The sequence below is a fragment of the Burkholderia sp. Bp9142 genome (assembly GCF_003853415.1).
In the GTDB taxonomy this organism is placed as follows: domain Bacteria; phylum Pseudomonadota; class Gammaproteobacteria; order Burkholderiales; family Burkholderiaceae; genus Burkholderia.
Window position 1 is genome coordinate 108,797 of record NZ_QTPP01000005.1, and the last position, 16,091, is coordinate 124,887.

General features: G+C 67.2%; 13 protein-coding genes. 10 read left to right on the plus strand and 3 right to left on the minus strand.

Annotation, left to right across the window (positions count from 1 at the left end; genetic code table 11):
- The first annotated feature begins 181 nt into the window (after positions 1-181).
- From leuS to DIE22_RS07820, 5 genes are all read left to right on the plus strand, one after another.
- The gene (gene leuS, locus DIE22_RS07800) at positions 182-2,776 is read left to right on the plus strand and encodes a leucine--tRNA ligase (protein ID WP_124604829.1); all 2,595 of its coding nucleotides are present in this window, start codon (positions 182-184) and stop codon (positions 2,774-2,776) included.
- 38 nt (positions 2,777-2,814) lie between these two features.
- Positions 2,815-3,366, plus strand: a complete 552-nt coding sequence (gene lptE, locus DIE22_RS07805) for an LPS assembly lipoprotein LptE (protein ID WP_124500279.1) — start codon at positions 2,815-2,817, stop codon at positions 3,364-3,366.
- Positions 3,367-3,384: 18 nt separating this feature from the next.
- Positions 3,385-4,479: a DNA polymerase III subunit delta gene (holA, locus tag DIE22_RS07810; protein WP_124604830.1), complete on the plus strand. Its 1,095-nt coding sequence runs from the start codon at positions 3,385-3,387 to the stop codon at positions 4,477-4,479.
- Positions 4,480-4,612: 133 nt separating this feature from the next.
- A complete protein-coding gene (locus DIE22_RS07815) occupies positions 4,613-5,884 on the plus strand; it encodes a glutamate-5-semialdehyde dehydrogenase (RefSeq protein WP_124604831.1) in 1,272 nt (423 codons plus the stop codon).
- A gap of 17 nt (positions 5,885-5,901) precedes the next feature.
- Positions 5,902-6,324 (plus strand): CopD family protein, encoded by a 423-nt coding sequence (locus DIE22_RS07820; RefSeq protein ID WP_006760213.1) that lies wholly within the window; start codon positions 5,902-5,904, stop codon positions 6,322-6,324.
- A 96-nt stretch (positions 6,325-6,420) separates the two neighbouring features.
- On the opposite strand, the gene DIE22_RS07825 is transcribed toward DIE22_RS07820, so the two are convergent.
- Positions 6,421-7,269: a MurR/RpiR family transcriptional regulator gene (locus tag DIE22_RS07825; protein WP_011350936.1), complete on the minus strand. Its 849-nt coding sequence runs from the start codon at positions 7,267-7,269 to the stop codon at positions 6,421-6,423.
- Between the two features lie 292 nt (positions 7,270-7,561).
- Here DIE22_RS07825 and edd point away from each other — a divergent pair, with 292 nt between their 5' ends.
- The 4 genes from edd (at position 7,562) to DIE22_RS07855 (ending at position 12,171) form a co-directional block, all read left to right on the plus strand.
- Positions 7,562-9,418: a phosphogluconate dehydratase gene (edd, locus tag DIE22_RS07835; protein ID WP_124500282.1), complete on the plus strand. Its 1,857-nt coding sequence runs from the start codon at positions 7,562-7,564 to the stop codon at positions 9,416-9,418.
- A gap of 28 nt (positions 9,419-9,446) precedes the next feature.
- Entirely contained in the window at positions 9,447-10,073 is a 627-nt protein-coding gene (gene eda, locus DIE22_RS07840; protein WP_124500283.1) for a bifunctional 4-hydroxy-2-oxoglutarate aldolase/2-dehydro-3-deoxy-phosphogluconate aldolase, read from the plus strand.
- A 219-nt stretch (positions 10,074-10,292) separates the two neighbouring features.
- Positions 10,293-11,654, plus strand: coding sequence for a GntP family permease (locus tag DIE22_RS07850; protein WP_124500284.1), 1,362 nt, complete (start codon positions 10,293-10,295; stop codon positions 11,652-11,654).
- Positions 11,655-11,667: 13 nt separating this feature from the next.
- The gene (locus DIE22_RS07855; RefSeq protein WP_124500285.1) at positions 11,668-12,171 is read left to right on the plus strand and encodes a gluconokinase; all 504 of its coding nucleotides are present in this window, start codon (positions 11,668-11,670) and stop codon (positions 12,169-12,171) included.
- An 82-nt stretch (positions 12,172-12,253) separates the two neighbouring features.
- Here DIE22_RS07855 and DIE22_RS07860 read toward each other — a convergent pair whose 3' ends face one another.
- Positions 12,254-12,901 (minus strand): TetR/AcrR family transcriptional regulator, encoded by a 648-nt coding sequence (locus tag DIE22_RS07860; protein ID WP_124500296.1) that lies wholly within the window; start codon positions 12,899-12,901, stop codon positions 12,254-12,256.
- 263 nt (positions 12,902-13,164) lie between these two features.
- On the opposite strand from DIE22_RS07860, the gene DIE22_RS07865 reads away from it, so the two are divergent.
- A complete protein-coding gene (locus DIE22_RS07865) occupies positions 13,165-14,586 on the plus strand; it encodes an NAD(P)/FAD-dependent oxidoreductase (protein ID WP_124604832.1) in 1,422 nt (473 codons plus the stop codon).
- A 73-nt stretch (positions 14,587-14,659) separates the two neighbouring features.
- On the opposite strand, the gene purB is transcribed toward DIE22_RS07865, so the two are convergent.
- Positions 14,660-16,048, minus strand: a complete 1,389-nt coding sequence (gene purB, locus DIE22_RS07870; protein WP_124604833.1) for an adenylosuccinate lyase — start codon at positions 16,046-16,048, stop codon at positions 14,660-14,662.
- Positions 16,049-16,091 lie beyond the last annotated feature (43 nt).

The following is a 16,091-nucleotide window of genomic DNA, read 5'->3' on the forward strand; positions in this document are numbered from 1 at the left end:
CCGGTTGGCAGGGTTTCGCCGGGTAACCTGGAGAATCTCCGGGTTACCCGGCGAATATCCGGAAACCATGATGCAGGCCAGAGAACCGTGAGCCTGCTCCCGCCGCCGGGCCGCCCGATTTCGTCCACTTCCGCGTGCCCGCCTCGTGGCGCGCCGCTTAAAGCCTAGTCCGAACCACACCATGCACGAGAGATACGTACCCGCCGACGTCGAAGCCGCCGCCCAGGGCGACTGGCGCGCAGCCGATGCCTACAAGACGAAGGAAGATTCGCAGAAGCCGAAGTTCTACTGCGTGTCGATGCTGCCGTACCCGTCCGGCAAGCTGCATATGGGTCACGTGCGCAACTACACGATCAACGACGTGATGTACCGCTATCTGCGGATGAACGGCTACAACACGCTGATGCCGATGGGCTGGGACGCGTTCGGGATGCCGGCCGAGAACGCCGCGATGGCGAACGGCGTGCCGCCCGCGAAGTGGACCTACGACAACATCGACTACATGAAGGGCCAGATGCAGTCGATGGGCCTCGCGATCGACTGGTCGCGCGAGATCGCGACGTGCAAGCCCGACTACTACAAGTGGAACCAGTGGCTGTTCCTGAAGATGCTCGAGAAGGGCATCGCGTACAAGAAGACGGGCACCGTGAACTGGGACCCGGTCGACCAGACCGTGCTCGCGAACGAGCAGGTGATCGACGGTCGCGGCTGGCGCTCGGGCGCGCTCGTCGAGAAGCGCGAGATCCCGATGTACTACCTGCGCATCACGCAGTACGCGGATGAGCTGCTGAACGATCTCGACGGCCTCGGCTGGCCCGAGCGCGTGAAGATCATGCAGCAGAACTGGATCGGCAAGAGCTTCGGCGTGAACTTCGGCTTCCCGTACGAACTCGACGGCGAGAAGGCGCTCTTGCGCGTGTTCACGACGCGCGCCGACACGATCATGGGCGTCACGTTCTGCGCGATCGCGGCCGAGCACCCGCTCGCCACGCGCCTCGCGCAGGGCAAGCCGGAACTGCAGGCGTTCATCGACGAATGCAAGCGCGGCGGCGTCGCCGAGGCCGATGTCGCGACGATGGAGAAGAAGGGCGTCGCGACGGGCTTCTCGGTGTCGCACCCGCTGACGGGCGAGCCGGTCGAGGTCTGGATCGGCAACTACGTGCTGATGAGCTATGGCGAAGGCGCGGTGATGGGCGTGCCCGCGCACGACGAGCGCGACTTCGCGTTCGCGAAGAAATACGACCTGCCGATCAAGCAGGTGATCGCGGCCGAAGGGCAGACGTACTCGCTCGACGCGTGGCAGGAGTGGTACGGCGACAAGGACGTCGCGGCCTGCGTCAACAGCGGCAAGTACGACGGCCTCGCTTACGGCGCGGCGGTCGACGCGATCGCGGCCGACCTGAAGGCCGGCGGCTTCGGCGACAAGCAGGTCACGTGGCGCCTGCGCGACTGGGGCGTGTCGCGCCAGCGCTACTGGGGCACGCCGATCCCGATCATTCACTGCCCGTCGTGCGGCGACGTGCCGGTGCCGGAGCAGGACCTGCCGGTCGTGCTGCCGGAAGACCTCGTGCCGGACGGCTCGGGCAACCCGCTCGCGAAGTCGGAAGCGTTCCTGAACTGCTCGTGCCCGAAGTGCGGCGCGGCCGCGAAGCGCGAGACCGACACGATGGACACCTTCGTCGATTCGTCGTGGTACTTCTCGCGCTACACGGCGCCGGACGCCGAGACGATGGTCGACGCGCGCACCGATTACTGGATGCCGATGGACCAGTACATCGGCGGCATCGAGCACGCGATCCTGCACCTGCTGTACTCGCGTTTCTGGACCAAGGTGATGCGCGACCTCGGCCTCGTGAAGTTCGGCGAGCCGGCCAAGAACCTGCTGACGCAGGGCATGGTGCTGAACGAGACGTTCTACCGCGAGGACGCGTCGGGCAAGAAGACCTGGTACAACCCGGCCGACGTGACCGTCACGTTCGACGAAAAGGGCCGCCCGGTCGGCGCGACGCTGAACGCCGACGGCCAGCCGGTCGTGCTCGGCGGCATCGAGAAGATGTCGAAGTCGAAGAACAACGGCGTCGATCCGCAGGTGCTGATCGACCAGTACGGCGCGGACACCGCGCGCCTGTTCACGATGTTCGCCGCGCCGCCGGAGCAGCAGCTCGAGTGGTCGGGCGCGGGTGTCGAGGGTGCGAGCCGCTTCCTGCGCCGCGTGTGGAGCTTCGGTGCGACGAATCGCGAAGCGCTCGCCGTGCGTGCGGGCTTCGACGCGGCCGCGCTCGGCGACGCCGACAAGGCGCTGCGCCGCGAGATCTACAGCGTGCTGAAGCAGGCCGATTTCGACTACCAGCGTCTGCAGTACAACACCGTCGTGTCGGCCGCGATGAAGATGCTGAACGCGATCGACGGCGCGAAGGGCGCGACGCCCGGCGTGCTGCGCGAGACGTACGGCGTGCTGCTGCGCGTGCTGTACCCTGTCGTGCCGCACGTCACGTTCGAGCTGTGGAAGGCGCTCGGCTACGCGGACGAATTCGGCCCGCTGCTCGACGCGCCCTGGCCGAAGGTCGACGAGGCCGCGCTCGAGCAGGCCGAGATCGAGCTCGTGCTGCAGGTGAACGGCAAGGTGCGCGGCGCGCTGAAGGTCGCGAAGGACGCGAGCCGCGAGGTGATCGAAGCCGCGGCGGTGGCCGACGAGGCGTTCGCGAAGTTCAGCGACGGCAAGCCGGCGAAGAAGATCGTCGTCGTGCCCGGCCGCCTCGTGAACATCGTCGTCTGACGGCCGTTGGCCGTCGGGCGCACACAGAAGGAGCGAAGGTGATCCGCAGATCGTTTTTGGTGCTCGTCGGCAGCGCGGTCGCGCTGTCGGCATGCGGTTTCCAGTTGCGCGGCCAGCAGGACTACGCGTTCAAGCACTTGCTGGTGGCTGGCGCGCCGGCGCCCGTCGAGGCGCGCCTGGTGCGTCTCGTCGAGGCCGGCAGCGACACGAAGATCGTCAAGTCGGCGGACGACGCCGACGCCGTGCTGCGCATGTGGGAGTCGCGCGGCCAGAACACGCTGACGCTCAACAAGTACGGCTCCGCGCAGGAATACGCGCTGTTCTACACGTTGAACTACACGCTGACGAGCAAGGACGGCACCGTGCTGATCCCGCCGAGCGCGATCGCGCTGAACCGTGCGATGACGTACAGCGACCAGTACACGAACGCGAAGGCGCAGGAAGCCGACATCCTGTACGGCGACATGCAGAACGATGCGGTCGACCAGTTGATGCGGCGTCTCGCGATCGTCCACTCGCTGACGCCGGCGCCGGAAGACGTGGTGCCGGGCGTCGCGCCGCGCGCGCCGTTGCCGCCGCCGCCGCTCTGATCGACGGCGCACGTATCGATGCAACTGCGACTTGATGCGCTGGAGCCGCACCTCGCGAAGGGGTTGGCCGGGCTCTATACCGTCTTCGGCGACGAGCCGCTGCTCGCGCAGGAGGCGTGCGACCGCATTCGCGCGGCCGCCCGCGCGGCCGGCTTCACCGAGCGTTCGGTGCATACGGTCGAGCGCGGCTTCGACTGGAGCGTGCTGCTCGGCGCAACCCAGGCGATGTCGCTGTTCGGCGAGCGCCAGCTGATCGAGCTGCGCATTCCGTCGGGCAAGCCCGGCAAGGAAGGCGCCGATGCGCTGAAGACGCTCGCGGCCGCGCCCAATCCCGACGCGCTGATGCTCGTCACGTTGCCGCGCCTCGACGCTGCAACGCAGAAATCCGCGTGGTTTACCGCGTTGCAGAACGGCGGCGTCGCGCTGAAGATCGATCCGGTCGACCGCGCGCAACTGCCGAACTGGATCGGCCAGCGTCTGTCGATGCAGGGCCAGCGCGTCGCGCCCGGCGACGATGGCCGGCGTGCGCTGCAGTTCATCGCGGAGCGCGTCGAGGGCAACCTGCTCGCCGCGCACCAGGAGATCCAGAAGCTCGGGCTGCTCTATCCGCAGGGCGTGCTGTCGTTCGAGCAGGTGCACGACGCGGTGCTGAACGTCGCGCGCTACGATGTCTTCAAGCTGAACGAGGCGATGCTCGCGGGCGACGCCGCGCGGCTCGCGCGGATGATCGACGGGCTGAAGGGCGAGGGCGAGGCGATCGTGCTCGTGATGTGGGCCGTCGTCGAGGAGTTGCGCACGCTGCTGCGGATCAAGCGCGGCACGACGGCCGGCAAGCCGCTGGCCACGCTGCTGCGCGAAAACCGCGTGTGGGGCCCGCGCGAGCGGCTGATCGGCCCCGCGCTGAACCGCGTGTCGGAAACCGGGCTCGAGAAGGCGCTCGCGTTCGCCGCGAAGCTCGACCGGCAGGTGAAGGGGCTGTCGGCCGTCACGCCGGGCCGCCGCACGCAGGACGATCCGCCGCCCGATCCGTGGGACGGCCTGTTCCAGCTCGCGATGACGGTCGCGGGCGCCCACGGTGAGCGACCGCCGACCGCGGGTCGCGTGCGGCGTTAAGTCCGGGCCTTCAGCGCACGCATCGCAACCCGCTTACAATATTTCGATGGATGGCGCGGCCCGCTTGCCGCCGCGCGCCACGCTTCCCCACGCATTCACGCCGCGCCAAGCGGCTCGCTTCTCGAGTCACACGATGGATATCGACCAGTACATGACGGATCTGGGCCGCCGTGCCCGGCACGCTTCCCGCGCGATGGCGCGCGCCAGCACGGCCGCGAAGAACGCGGCGCTCGACGCCGTGGCCCGCGCGATCGAGCGCGATGCGCAGGCGCTGAAGGATGCGAACGCACGCGACGTCGCCCGCGCTCGCGAAAAGGGGCTCGATGCGGCGTTCATCGACCGCCTGACGCTGTCGGACAACGCGCTGAAGACGATGGTCGAAGGCCTGCGCCAGGTCGCGTCGCTGGCCGACCCGATCGGCGAGATCGGCAATCTCAAGTACCGCCCGAGCGGGATCCAGGTCGGCCAGATGCGCGTGCCGCTCGGCGTGATCGGCATCATCTACGAGTCGCGCCCGAACGTGACGATCGACGCGGCCGCGTTGTGCCTGAAGTCGGGCAACGCGACGATCCTGCGCGGCGGCTCCGAGGCGCTCGAATCGAACGCGGCGCTCGCGAAGCTGATCGGCGAAGGGCTCGAGGCGGCCGGCCTGCCGCAGGATGCCGTGCAGGTCGTCGCGACGGCCGATCGCGCGGCGGTCGGCAAGCTGATCACGATGACCGAATACGTCGACGTGATCGTGCCGCGCGGCGGCAAGAGCCTGATCGAGCGCCTGATCAACGAGGCACGCGTGCCGATGATCAAGCACCTCGACGGCATCTGCCACGTGTATGTCGACGATCGCGCCGATTTCGCGAAGGCGCTGACGGTGTGCGACAACGCGAAGACGCATCGCTACGGCACCTGCAACACGATGGAGACGCTGCTCGTCGCGAGCGGCGTCGCGGCGACGCTGCTGCCGCCGCTCGGCAAGCTGTATCGCGACAAGCAGGTCGAGCTGCGCGTCGATGCGGCCGCGCGCGCGGTGCTCGCCGAGGCGGGCGTCGGCCCGCTCGTCGATGCAACCGAGGAAGACTGGCACACCGAATATCTCGCGCCGGTGCTCGCGATCAAGGTCGTCGACGGCCTCGACGCCGCGATCGAGCACATCAACCACTACGGCTCGCACCACACCGATGCGATCGTCACCGAGGATCACGACCGCGCGATGCGCTTCCTGCGCGAAGTCGATTCGGCGAGCGTGATGGTCAACGCGTCGACCCGCTTCGCGGACGGCTTCGAATTCGGCCTCGGCGCGGAAATCGGCATCTCGAACGACAAGCTGCACGCACGCGGCCCTGTCGGCCTGGAAGGGCTCACGTCGCTGAAGTACGTCGTGCTCGGGCACGGCGAAGGCCGACAGTAACGCGAGGCGCGCAACCGATGGCAATGCTCTGGGTCAAGACGTTCCATATCGTGCTGATCGCCGCGTGGTTCGCGGGGCTGTTCTACCTGCCGCGCATCTATGTGAACCTGGCCATGGAGACCGATCCGGCCGCGGTGCGGCGCCTGTTGCTGATGGCGCGCAAGCTGTTCCGCTTCATGACGATGATCGCGGTGCCGGCCTTGGCATGCGGGCTGTGGCTCTGGCTCGTGATCGGCATCGGCCAGGGGCAGGGCTGGATCCACGCGAAGGTGACGGTGGTGCTGCTGCTCGTGATCTACCATGCGTACTGCGGGCACCTGCTGCGCGTGTTCGAGCGCGGCGAGAACCGCCGCACCGACAAGTGGTATCGCGTGTTCAATGAACTGCCGGTACTCGGCATGCTGGCGGCGGTCGCGCTGGTCGTGATCAAGCCGTTCTGAGCGGCATGGCCGGCGAGGGTGCCGGTGCCGCCTGATGCGCAACGGCGCCCCGCGGGGCGCCGTTATTCGTTTACGCGCGGTCGGCGCGGTGCCTGCTCAATCCTTCGCGCCGTCGTCGATCCGGCGGCGCGTGATCGCTTCCTTCGCACGGCCGACCCGTTCCATCAGCGCGGGCCCGCGCGACAGCGCGACGCCGACCGCGAGGATGTCGCCGATCGCGAGATGCGACATCCGCGACGTCATCGGCGAGAACACGTCGGTTTCCTCGGCGACGTTCGACGCGAGGCTCACTGTCGCGAGTTTCGCGAGCGGCGAATGGCTCTGCGTGATCGCGACGACCTTCGCGCCGCACGCGAGCGCGGAGCGCGCGGCATCGACGATGTCGCGCGTGCGGCCGGTGTTCGAGATCGCGACGACGACATCGTGCGGCCCGAGCAGTGCCGACGACATCGAGAACGTGTGCGGATCCGAATAGGCGACGCTCGGCACGCCGAGCCGGAAGAACTTGTGCTGGATGTCCTGCGCGGCGATGCCCGAGCCGCCGGCGCCGTAGAACTCGATGCGCGACGCGTTCGACAGCAGCGCGATCGCGTCGGCGACGCTGCCGGCCGACAGGCTGTTGCGCACCTCGATCAGCGCGCCGATCGTGCGGTCGAACACCTTGCCGATGATGCCGGGTGCGGGTTCGTCGGGCTCGACGTCGCGATACACCGACGACACGCCCGGCGCGACGCTCTGCGCGAGCCGGATCTTGAATTCGCGAAAGCCGCTGCAGCCGAGCGCCTGGCAGAAGCGCGCGATGGTCGGCTGGCTGACGCCCGCGCGGGTCGACAGCTCGGTCATCGCGAGGTCGAGCACCTCGCGCGGCGCGGCGAGGATGTAGTCGGCGAGCTTGCGCTCGGACGGGCGCAACTCGGCGCGGATCGCTTCAATGCGAGGCAGCATGGGACGGCGGATGCAAATCGGGTTCGGATGAGCGAGTGTATCGCAATCGAATTGTAGAAAATCTACATAAAAATACTAGCTTCATCGTCGGCGATTCATGGGGTGGGTAATGCGGTTGATTAGGGTTTTCACTAGGTAAAGCCTTGCTGGTGGCGGGAATGTGGGTTGCGCGTATGCTGATCCGCATTGCGTGCTTGTAGTTTTTCTACTAGACTGCCTTCGTTCGTTCGATGCACTCGACCGTCCCCACGATTCCAACCGCCGGTGTCGCCGGCATACAGGAGCGCCCAGCATGACGTCGCTGCACCCCACTCTGGCGAAAGTCACCGAACGCGTGATCGCCCGCAGCCAATCGACCCGTTCCGCCTATCTGCAGCGCATCGACGGCGCGCAGGGCAAGTTCCCGGCGCGCGGCGCGCTGTCGTGCGCGAACCTCGCGCACGGCTTCGCGGGTCTCGAAGGCAGCGACAAGTTCCAGATCAAGGCGATCCGCGAGCCGAACATCGGCATCGTGTCCTCGTACAACGAGATGTTGTCCGCGCACGCGCCGTACAAGGATTTCCCCGACATCATCAAGGCCGCCGCGCGCGAGAACGGCGGCGTCGCGCAGTTCGCGGGCGGCGTGCCGGCGATGTGCGACGGCGTCACGCAGGGCAACCCGGGGATGGAGTTGTCGCTGTTCTCGCGCGAGGCGATCGCGATGGGTACGGCGATCGCACTCACGCACAACATGTTCGACGCGGCGCTCTGCCTCGGCATCTGCGACAAGATCGTGCCGGGCCTCCTGATCGGCGCGCTGCAGTTCGGCCACCTGCCGACCATCTTCGTGCCGGCCGGCCCGATGACGAGCGGCCTGTCGAACGACGACAAGGCGAAGATCCGCCAGCAGTTCGCGACCGGCCAGGTCGGCCGCGACGCGCTGCTCGAAGCCGAATCGGCCGCGTATCACGGCCACGGCACCTGCACGTTCTACGGCACCGCGAACAGCAACCAGATGCTGATGGAGCTGATGGGCCTGCACCTGCCGGGTTCGGCGTTCGTCCATCCGCACACGCCGCTGCGCGACGCGCTGACCGCCGCAGCCGCGCGCCGCGTGCTCGACCTGACGGTCGAGCGTGGCCAGTACACGCCGATCGGCCATGTGATCGACGAGAAGGCGATCGTCAACGGGATCGTCGCGCTGCTCGCGACGGGCGGCTCGACCAACCACACGCTGCACCTCGTCGCGATCGCGCGCGCGGCCGGCATCCTGATCGACTGGAACGATTTCGACGAACTGTCGGCCGCCGTGCCGCTGCTCGCGAAGATCTACCCGAACGGCAAGGCCGACGTGAACCATTTTCACGCGGCGGGCGGCGTCGCGTTCCTGGTGCGCAACCTGCTCGAAGGCGGGCTGCTGCACGAAGACGTGACGACCGTCGCGGGCAAGGGCCTGTCGCACTACACGAAGGAGCCGAAGCTGATCGACGGCAAGCTGACGTGGGTCGACGGCACGGCCGAGAGCCACGACACGAAGGTGCTGCGCGGCATTCGCGACCCGTTCCAGCCGGACGGCGGCCTGCGCCTGATGCAGGGCCGGCTCGGCCGCGGCGTGATCAAGATTTCGGCGGTCGCGCCCGAGCACCGCAAGGTGACGGCCCCCGCGATCGTGTTCGATTCGCAGGAAGCCGTGCAGGCGGCATTCGATCGCGGCGAGCTGAAGCGCGACTTCGTCGCGGTCGTGCGCTTCCAGGGCGCGCGGGCGAACGGGATGCCCGAGCTGCACCGTTTGACGCCGCTGCTCGGCGTGCTGCAGGATCAGGGCTTCCACGTCGCGCTCGTTACCGACGGCCGCATGTCCGGCGCGTCGGGCAAGGTGCCGGCCGTGATCCACGTGTCGCCGGAAGCGCTGCTGGCCGGCCCGCTCGGCAAGGTGAAGACGGGCGACACGCTCGTGATCGACGCGGAAGCCGGCGTCCTCGACATCGAGGTCGACGAAGCCGAATGGCAGGCGCGCCCGGTCGCGCAGCCGCTGCACCAGGCCGACAACGAAACGGGTTTCGGGCGCGAACTGTTCGGCGTGTTCCGCGCGGCCGCCGCGCCGGCCGAGCAGGGCGCATCGGTTTTCGGGGCGCTGGCCGGCGAAACGGCCGTTGGCGTCGCCGCATGAATTGCATGAATTTCAAGGAGTTTCATCAATGAAGACGATTGCTGAAATCGTGAAGCTGGGCCCGGTCATTCCGGTGCTCGCATTCGACTCGGTAGAGCAGGGCGAACACGTGTCGCGCGCGTTGCACGCGGGCGGCGTCAAGGTGCTCGAGATCACGCTGCGCACGCCGGCGGGCCTCGAGGCGATCCAGCGCGCGAGCCAGCTCGCGGACGACATCGTCGTCGGCGTCGGCACGATCACGAAGCCGGAGCACTGCGAGCAGGCGAAGCGCGCGGGTGCGAAGTTCGGCGTGTCGCCGGGCCTGACGAAGGACCTGCACCTCGCGTCGCTCGATGCGGGCCTGCCGCTGCTGCCGGGCGTGATGACGCCGAGCGACATCATCCAGGCGCTCGAATTCGGCTACGAGATCGTCAAGTTCTTCCCCGCGCAGCAGGCCGGCGGCGTGCCGATGCTGCAGGCGTTCCACGGCCCGTTCCCGGCGCTGAAGTTCTGCCCGACGGGCGGCATCACGGTCGAGACCGCGCCGAGTTTCCTGAAGCTGCCGAACGTCGTGTGCGTCGGTGGTTCGTGGCTCACGCCGAAGTCCGCGCTCGCCGCGCAGGACTGGGCCGAAGTCACGCGCCTCGCGCAAGCCGCGAGCCAGCTCCATCGTTAATACTTGTACGGAATGACGGTTTGATCCTCGGTAATCAAGCGCTTAGTGCTTGTTTTACCGAGGGTTTTTGCTGATGGAACCGGTTCTATCCGCAGGCCGCAAAGATAAGTAAAATTCAGCGTCCTCACGGGGTGGGTACCCCCCGTGTTTCGGAGACCTGCATAGCCGGGCATACTCGCGTCAATCCGCCCGGTTCGAATAATCCCAAGGAGGAGTCACATGGGAGCTGTCCAAGGCAGCATGCTGCTCATTTACACCGTGATCGCGATCGTCGCGTTGATCGTGATGATCGCGCGGTTCAAGATCTACCCGTTCCTGGTGCTCATCATCGTGTCGCTCGGCCTCGGCCTCGTGGTCGGGATGCCGATGGACAAGATCGTCAAGTCGTTCGAAACGGGCAACGGCAACACGCTCGGCCATATCGCGGTCGTCGTCGGCCTCGGCACGATGCTCGGCAAGATGATGGCCGAATCGGGCGGCGCGGAGCGGATCGCGACCACGCTGATCGACTGGTTCGGTGAAAAGAACATTCACTGGGCGATGATGTTCGTCGCGATCATCGTCGGCCTGCCGGTGTTCTTCGAGGTCGGCTTCGTGCTGCTGATCCCGATCGCGTTCAACGTCGCGAAGCGTACCGGCAAGTCGCTGCTCGTCGTCGGCCTGCCGATGGTCGCGGGCCTGTCCGTCGTGCACGGCCTGATCCCGCCGCACCCGGCCGCGCTGCTCGCCGTGCAGCAGTACGGCGCCGACATCGGCAAGACGATCGCGTTCGGCCTGATCGTCGGCGTGCCGACCGCGATCGTTGCCGGTCCGCTGTTCGCGCTGATGATCTCGAAGTTCGTGAAGCTGCCGGAGAACAATCCGCTGGCGGCGCAGTTCGTCGAATCGCATGCGGAAGGCAAGAAGCGCGAACTGCCGGGTTTCGGCATCACGCTGTTCACCATCATGCTGCCGGTGATCCTGATGCTGGTCGGCAGCTGGGCCGATCTGGTCTTCGCGCCGAAGTCGCTGCCGAACAGCCTGCTGCGCTTTGCCGGCAACTCCGACGTCGCGCTGCTGATCGCCGTGCTGGTGAGCTTCTTCACGTTCGGCAAGCTGCAGGGCTTCAACCGCGACCAGATCCAGAAGTTCTGCGGCGAGTGCCTGGCGCCGATCGCCGGTATCACGCTGATCGTCGGCGCGGGCGGCGGCTTCGGCGGCGTCCTGCGCGACAGCGGGATCTCGCAGCAGATCGTCGAGACCGCGAAGCACGCGCACCTGTCGCCGCTGCTGCTCGGCTGGTTCGTGGCGGCGCTGATGCGCCTCGCGACGGGTTCGGCGACGGTCGCGATGACGACCGCCTGCGGCATCGTCGCGCCGATCGCGGCGGCGTCGGGCGCGGCGGTTCGCCCGGAGCTGCTGGTGCTCGCGACGGGGTCCGGTTCGCTGATCTTCTCGCACGTGAACGACGGCGGCTTCTGGCTGATCAAGGAATACTTCGGGATGACGGTCGGCCAGACGTTCAAGACCTGGTCGCTGCTTGAAACCATCATCTCGGTGCTCGGTCTGAGCTTTACGCTGCTGCTGAGCGTGGTTCTGTAACAAGGGGTAGTCAATGATTCTGATCGCAATGGGCGTGTCGGGCGCGGGCAAGTCGCGAATCGGCGAAATGCTGGCGGAGCGCCTGTCGTGCACCTTTACCGATGGCGACGCGTTTCACAGCGCGGCGAACAAGGAGAAGATGCACCACGGCATTCCGCTGACCGACGACGACCGCTGGCCGTGGCTGCGCTCGATCCGTGAGGCCATCGAGGAAAAGCAGCGCGCGGGCGAGACGGCCGTGTTCACGTGCTCGTCGCTGAAGCGGTCGTACCGCGACGTGCTGCGCGGCACCGACACCGACGTGCGGTTCGTGTATCTGAAGGGTTCGTTCGAGGTATTGCGCGAGCGCCTGAAGACCCGCACCGGCCATTTCTTCGATCCGTCGCTGCTGACGAGTCAGCTCGAGACGCTCGAGGAGCCGGGCCCGGACGAAGCGATCGTGGTCGGCATCGAACTGACGCCCGAACAGATCGTCGAGGAAGTGATGGTGAAGATCGGCCTCGCGCAGCAGCACTGAGCGCGGTTCGCGGCAATCGTCATGCAGCAGTGAAACAGGCGCCCCCGGGCGCCTGTTTCATTTGCGGCGCGCAAGCGGCCGGTCAGGCCGCGCGCGCGTACCGAGCGATGCCGTCGAGCAGCACGTCAAGCATCGTGTCGTGCACGGCGGCCGGGTCGAGCCGCGCATAGAGCGGGGCGGCCGACTTGACGAGCGGGTGCTCGGCATCGGACAGCGCATGCATTTCCGCGAGCTCGACGTCGTTCGCGGGCCGTGTGAGGCCGCCGGCCTCGGCCGCGGCGAGCCCGATCACGCTCGCGTACCAGCCGACGCAGACCGACGGCAGCGCCGCGCGCGCAATGCCCGCATCGGCCAGCGCGCGATGCACGGCCTCGATGTGCGCGAGATCGGCGGGGCCCGTGCTCATGTGGCGCTGCAGCAGCGCGAACGCGGCAGGGTAGCGCCGCGCGAGCGCGCGGTACTGGCGCGCGAGATCGCGCAGCCGGTCGCGCCACGGCAGTGACGGGTCGACCGGCACGAGCGAGCGCGACAGCGCGTTCGCGATCGCCCGGCTCAGGCCCTCTTTCGACTTGAAGTGATACAGCACGCTCATCGGGTCGCAGCCGATCGACTGCGCGAGCTTGCGCACGCTGAACGCGGCTTCGCCGACCTCTTCGAGCAGCGCGAGCGCGGCCGCGACGATCGCGTCCTTGTCGAGGCCGCGCGGGCCTTGGGCGGGTTTGTCTTTCATTGGGCGGTGGGGCGGCGGGCTGTCATCTTGACGAAAGCATATTCTACGCTGTAGAATTATTTCTGCGGTGTAGAAATTGGGTGTCCCGGCACCTTTCAATGCGTGCTTTGCACGGTCCGGGATCCAGGCAGACACGAGCGTGCCTGCCGTCAACACGGGCCATCGCGCCCTTTATCTCGTTGACACCCAAGTGGAACCGGCTGCCCCACCCGCGAAGCCTCACGGCTCTTCGACAGGCGGCCCAAGACCATGCAAGTGCAATCATGACTTCCAGCCACAAACCCCTGATCCAGGGAGAATCGCGTTTCGACCCGACACAACTGAACATCGAAAAGGACAACTGGAACTGGTGCGAGCCGTCCCGCTACGACGGCGAGCGTCCGGCCAACTGGTACGAGGCGTCGTTGTCGCGCCATGAAAACAGCGCGCCGCTCGCGCACGACGCCGTATGCGACGTGCTGGTGATCGGCGCCGGGCTGCTCGGCGCATCGGCCGCGCTGCATCTCGCGGAAGCGGGCGTCGACACGATCCTCGTCGACAAGCATCACGTCGGCTCTGCGGCGTCGGGCCGCAACGGCGGCCAGCTCACGCCGGGCCTCGCGCGCTGGGAAGCGGCCGACATGATCGACCACCTGTCGCACGACGACGCGAAGCGGCTGTGGCGCTTCGCGTCGGCCGAATCGATGGACCTGATCGATGCAATCGGCGCGCGTTACGCGCTCGATCTCGACCGCAAGCGCGGCCACGTGACGGCGGCGGTCCACCCGGGCCACATGAGCGCGCTGCTCGACGGCGGGGACGCACGCCGCCATCTCGGCGACGCCGGCGTGACGCTCGTGGGCCGCCATCAGCTGCACGACGAATACGTGCGTTCGGGGCTGTATCACGGCGCGGCGATCGATGCGCTCGGCGGGCAGCTCCATCCGCTCGCGCTGGTGCGCGGCCTCGTGCACGGCTTCCGGCTGAACGGCGGCGCGCTGTACGAGGGCACCGAGGTGCTGGCGCTCGACGAAACACCGGCGGGCGTCGTCGCGGTGACGCCGGGCGGCACGATCACCGCGCGCCGCGGCGTCGTGCTCGCGCTGCACAACACGACATTCCGGCTGCTGGATGACGGCGCCACAACCACCGTGCCGTTCTTCACTTACGTGAGCGTGACGGCACCGCTAGACGTCGACGTCGCGACGCTGATGCCGGCCGGCATGCCGGTGTACGACACGCAGTTCCAGATCGACTACTACCGGCCGGTGCGCGGCAACCGCCTGCTGTTCGGCGGGCAGGGCACCGGCACGTGCTGGGCGCAGCAGGACGTCAACGCGTATCTGCTGACGCGGCTGAACACGGTGTTTCCGCAGCATGACGGCCGCTTCGCGCTCGACTACTGCTGGAGCGGCGTCAGCGACTTCACGCTGAACGGCGCGACCGACAGCCGCAAGACCGACGGCCGCGTGCCGATGTACATGGTGCAGGGCTGGAGCGGGCATGGCGTCGCGCAGACGGTGCGGATCGGCAAGGCGATCTGCGACGATTGCGTCGGACGCAACGACGATTTCTCGATGCTGACCGGTATCGACCATCGCGAGATTCCGCTCGGCCGGCAGCTGTCGCCGATCGCGATTCCCGCCGCGAAGGCGGCGATGAGCGTGATGAGCGCGCTGAATCCGGGGCGGATGATCTCGTTCTGATCGGCCGAAAAGCAAAAAGCCCGATGCGACATTGCTCGCATCGGGCTTTTTTTCCGTCTGGCGACGGCGGCGCTTACGCGATCCGCTTCGCGAGCTCGACGGCCTTGCCGATGTACGACGCAGGCGTCATCGCGAGCAGGCGGTCCTTCGCGTCCTGCGGGATCGCCAGCGTGCCGACGAATTCCTGCATCGCTTCGCGCGTGATGCCCTTGCCGCGCGTCAGTTCCTTCAACTGCTCGTACGGGTTCTCGATGCCGTAGCGGCGCATCACCGTCTGCACCGGCTCCGCGAGCACTTCCCAGCAGTTGTCGAGATCGTCGTTCAGGCGCTGCGGGTTCACTTCGAGCTTGTCGAGGCCGCGGATCAGCGAGTCGTACGCGAGCAGCGAGTAGCCGAGCGCGACGCCCATGTTGCGCAGCACCGTCGAGTCGGTCAGGTCGCGCTGCCAGCGCGACACCGGCAGCTTGTCGGCGAGGTGGCGCAGCGTCGCGTTCGCGAGGCCGAGGTTGCCTTCCGAGTTCTCGAAATCGATCGGGTTGACCTTGTGCGGCATCGTCGACGAGCCGATTTCGCCGGCCTTCGTCTTCTGCTTGAAGTAGCCGACCGAGATGTAGCCCCACACGTCGCGGTCGAGGTCGAGCAGGATCGTGTTCGCGCGTGCGACCGCGTCGAACAGCTCGGCCATGTAGTCGTGCGGCTCGATCTGGATCGTGTACGGGTTGAACGTCAGCTTCAGGCGGTTCTCGATCACGTCGCGCGAGAACGCTTCCCAGTCGAATTCCGGATACGCGGACAGGTGCGCGTTGAAGTTGCCGACCGCGCCGTTCATCTTGCCGAGGATCTCGACCTTCTCGATGCGCGTGATCGCGCGCGCGAGGCGCGCGGCGACGTTCGCGAGTTCCTTGCCGAGCGTCGTCGGGCTGGCCGGCTGGCCGTGCGTGCGCGACAGCATCGGCTGCTCCGCGAGCGCGTGCGACAGCGCGACGAGGCGCTGGTGGACCGTGCGCAGCGCCGGCACGATCACGTGCTCGCGCGCGCCGGCGAGCATCATCCCGTGCGACGTGTTGTTGATGTCTTCGGACGTGCACGCGAAGTGGATGAACTCGCTGGCCTTCTCGAGTTCGGCCTGGCCCTTCACCGATTCCTTCAGCCAGTATTCGACGGCCTTCACGTCGTGGTTCGTCACGCGCTCGATTTCCTTGATGCGCGCGGCGTCGTGCGCGGTGAAGCGCTCGGCGAGCTGCAGCAGGAATTGTTCGGACGCGTCGGAGAAGCGCGGGACTTCCGCGAAGCCGGCGCGCGACAGCGCGATCAGCCAGTGCACCTCGACGGTGACGCGGTGGCGCATGAAGGCGGCTTCGGAGAGCCAGTCGCGCAGCGCTTCGGTCTTGCTGGCGTAGCGGCCGTCGATGGGCGAGAGCGCGGTGAGGGCGAAAAGCGTATCGGGACGAGTGTCGGACATGATCGGGCGAGGCCTTTGGGGCCGGTGCGAACGAGGGGGAGGA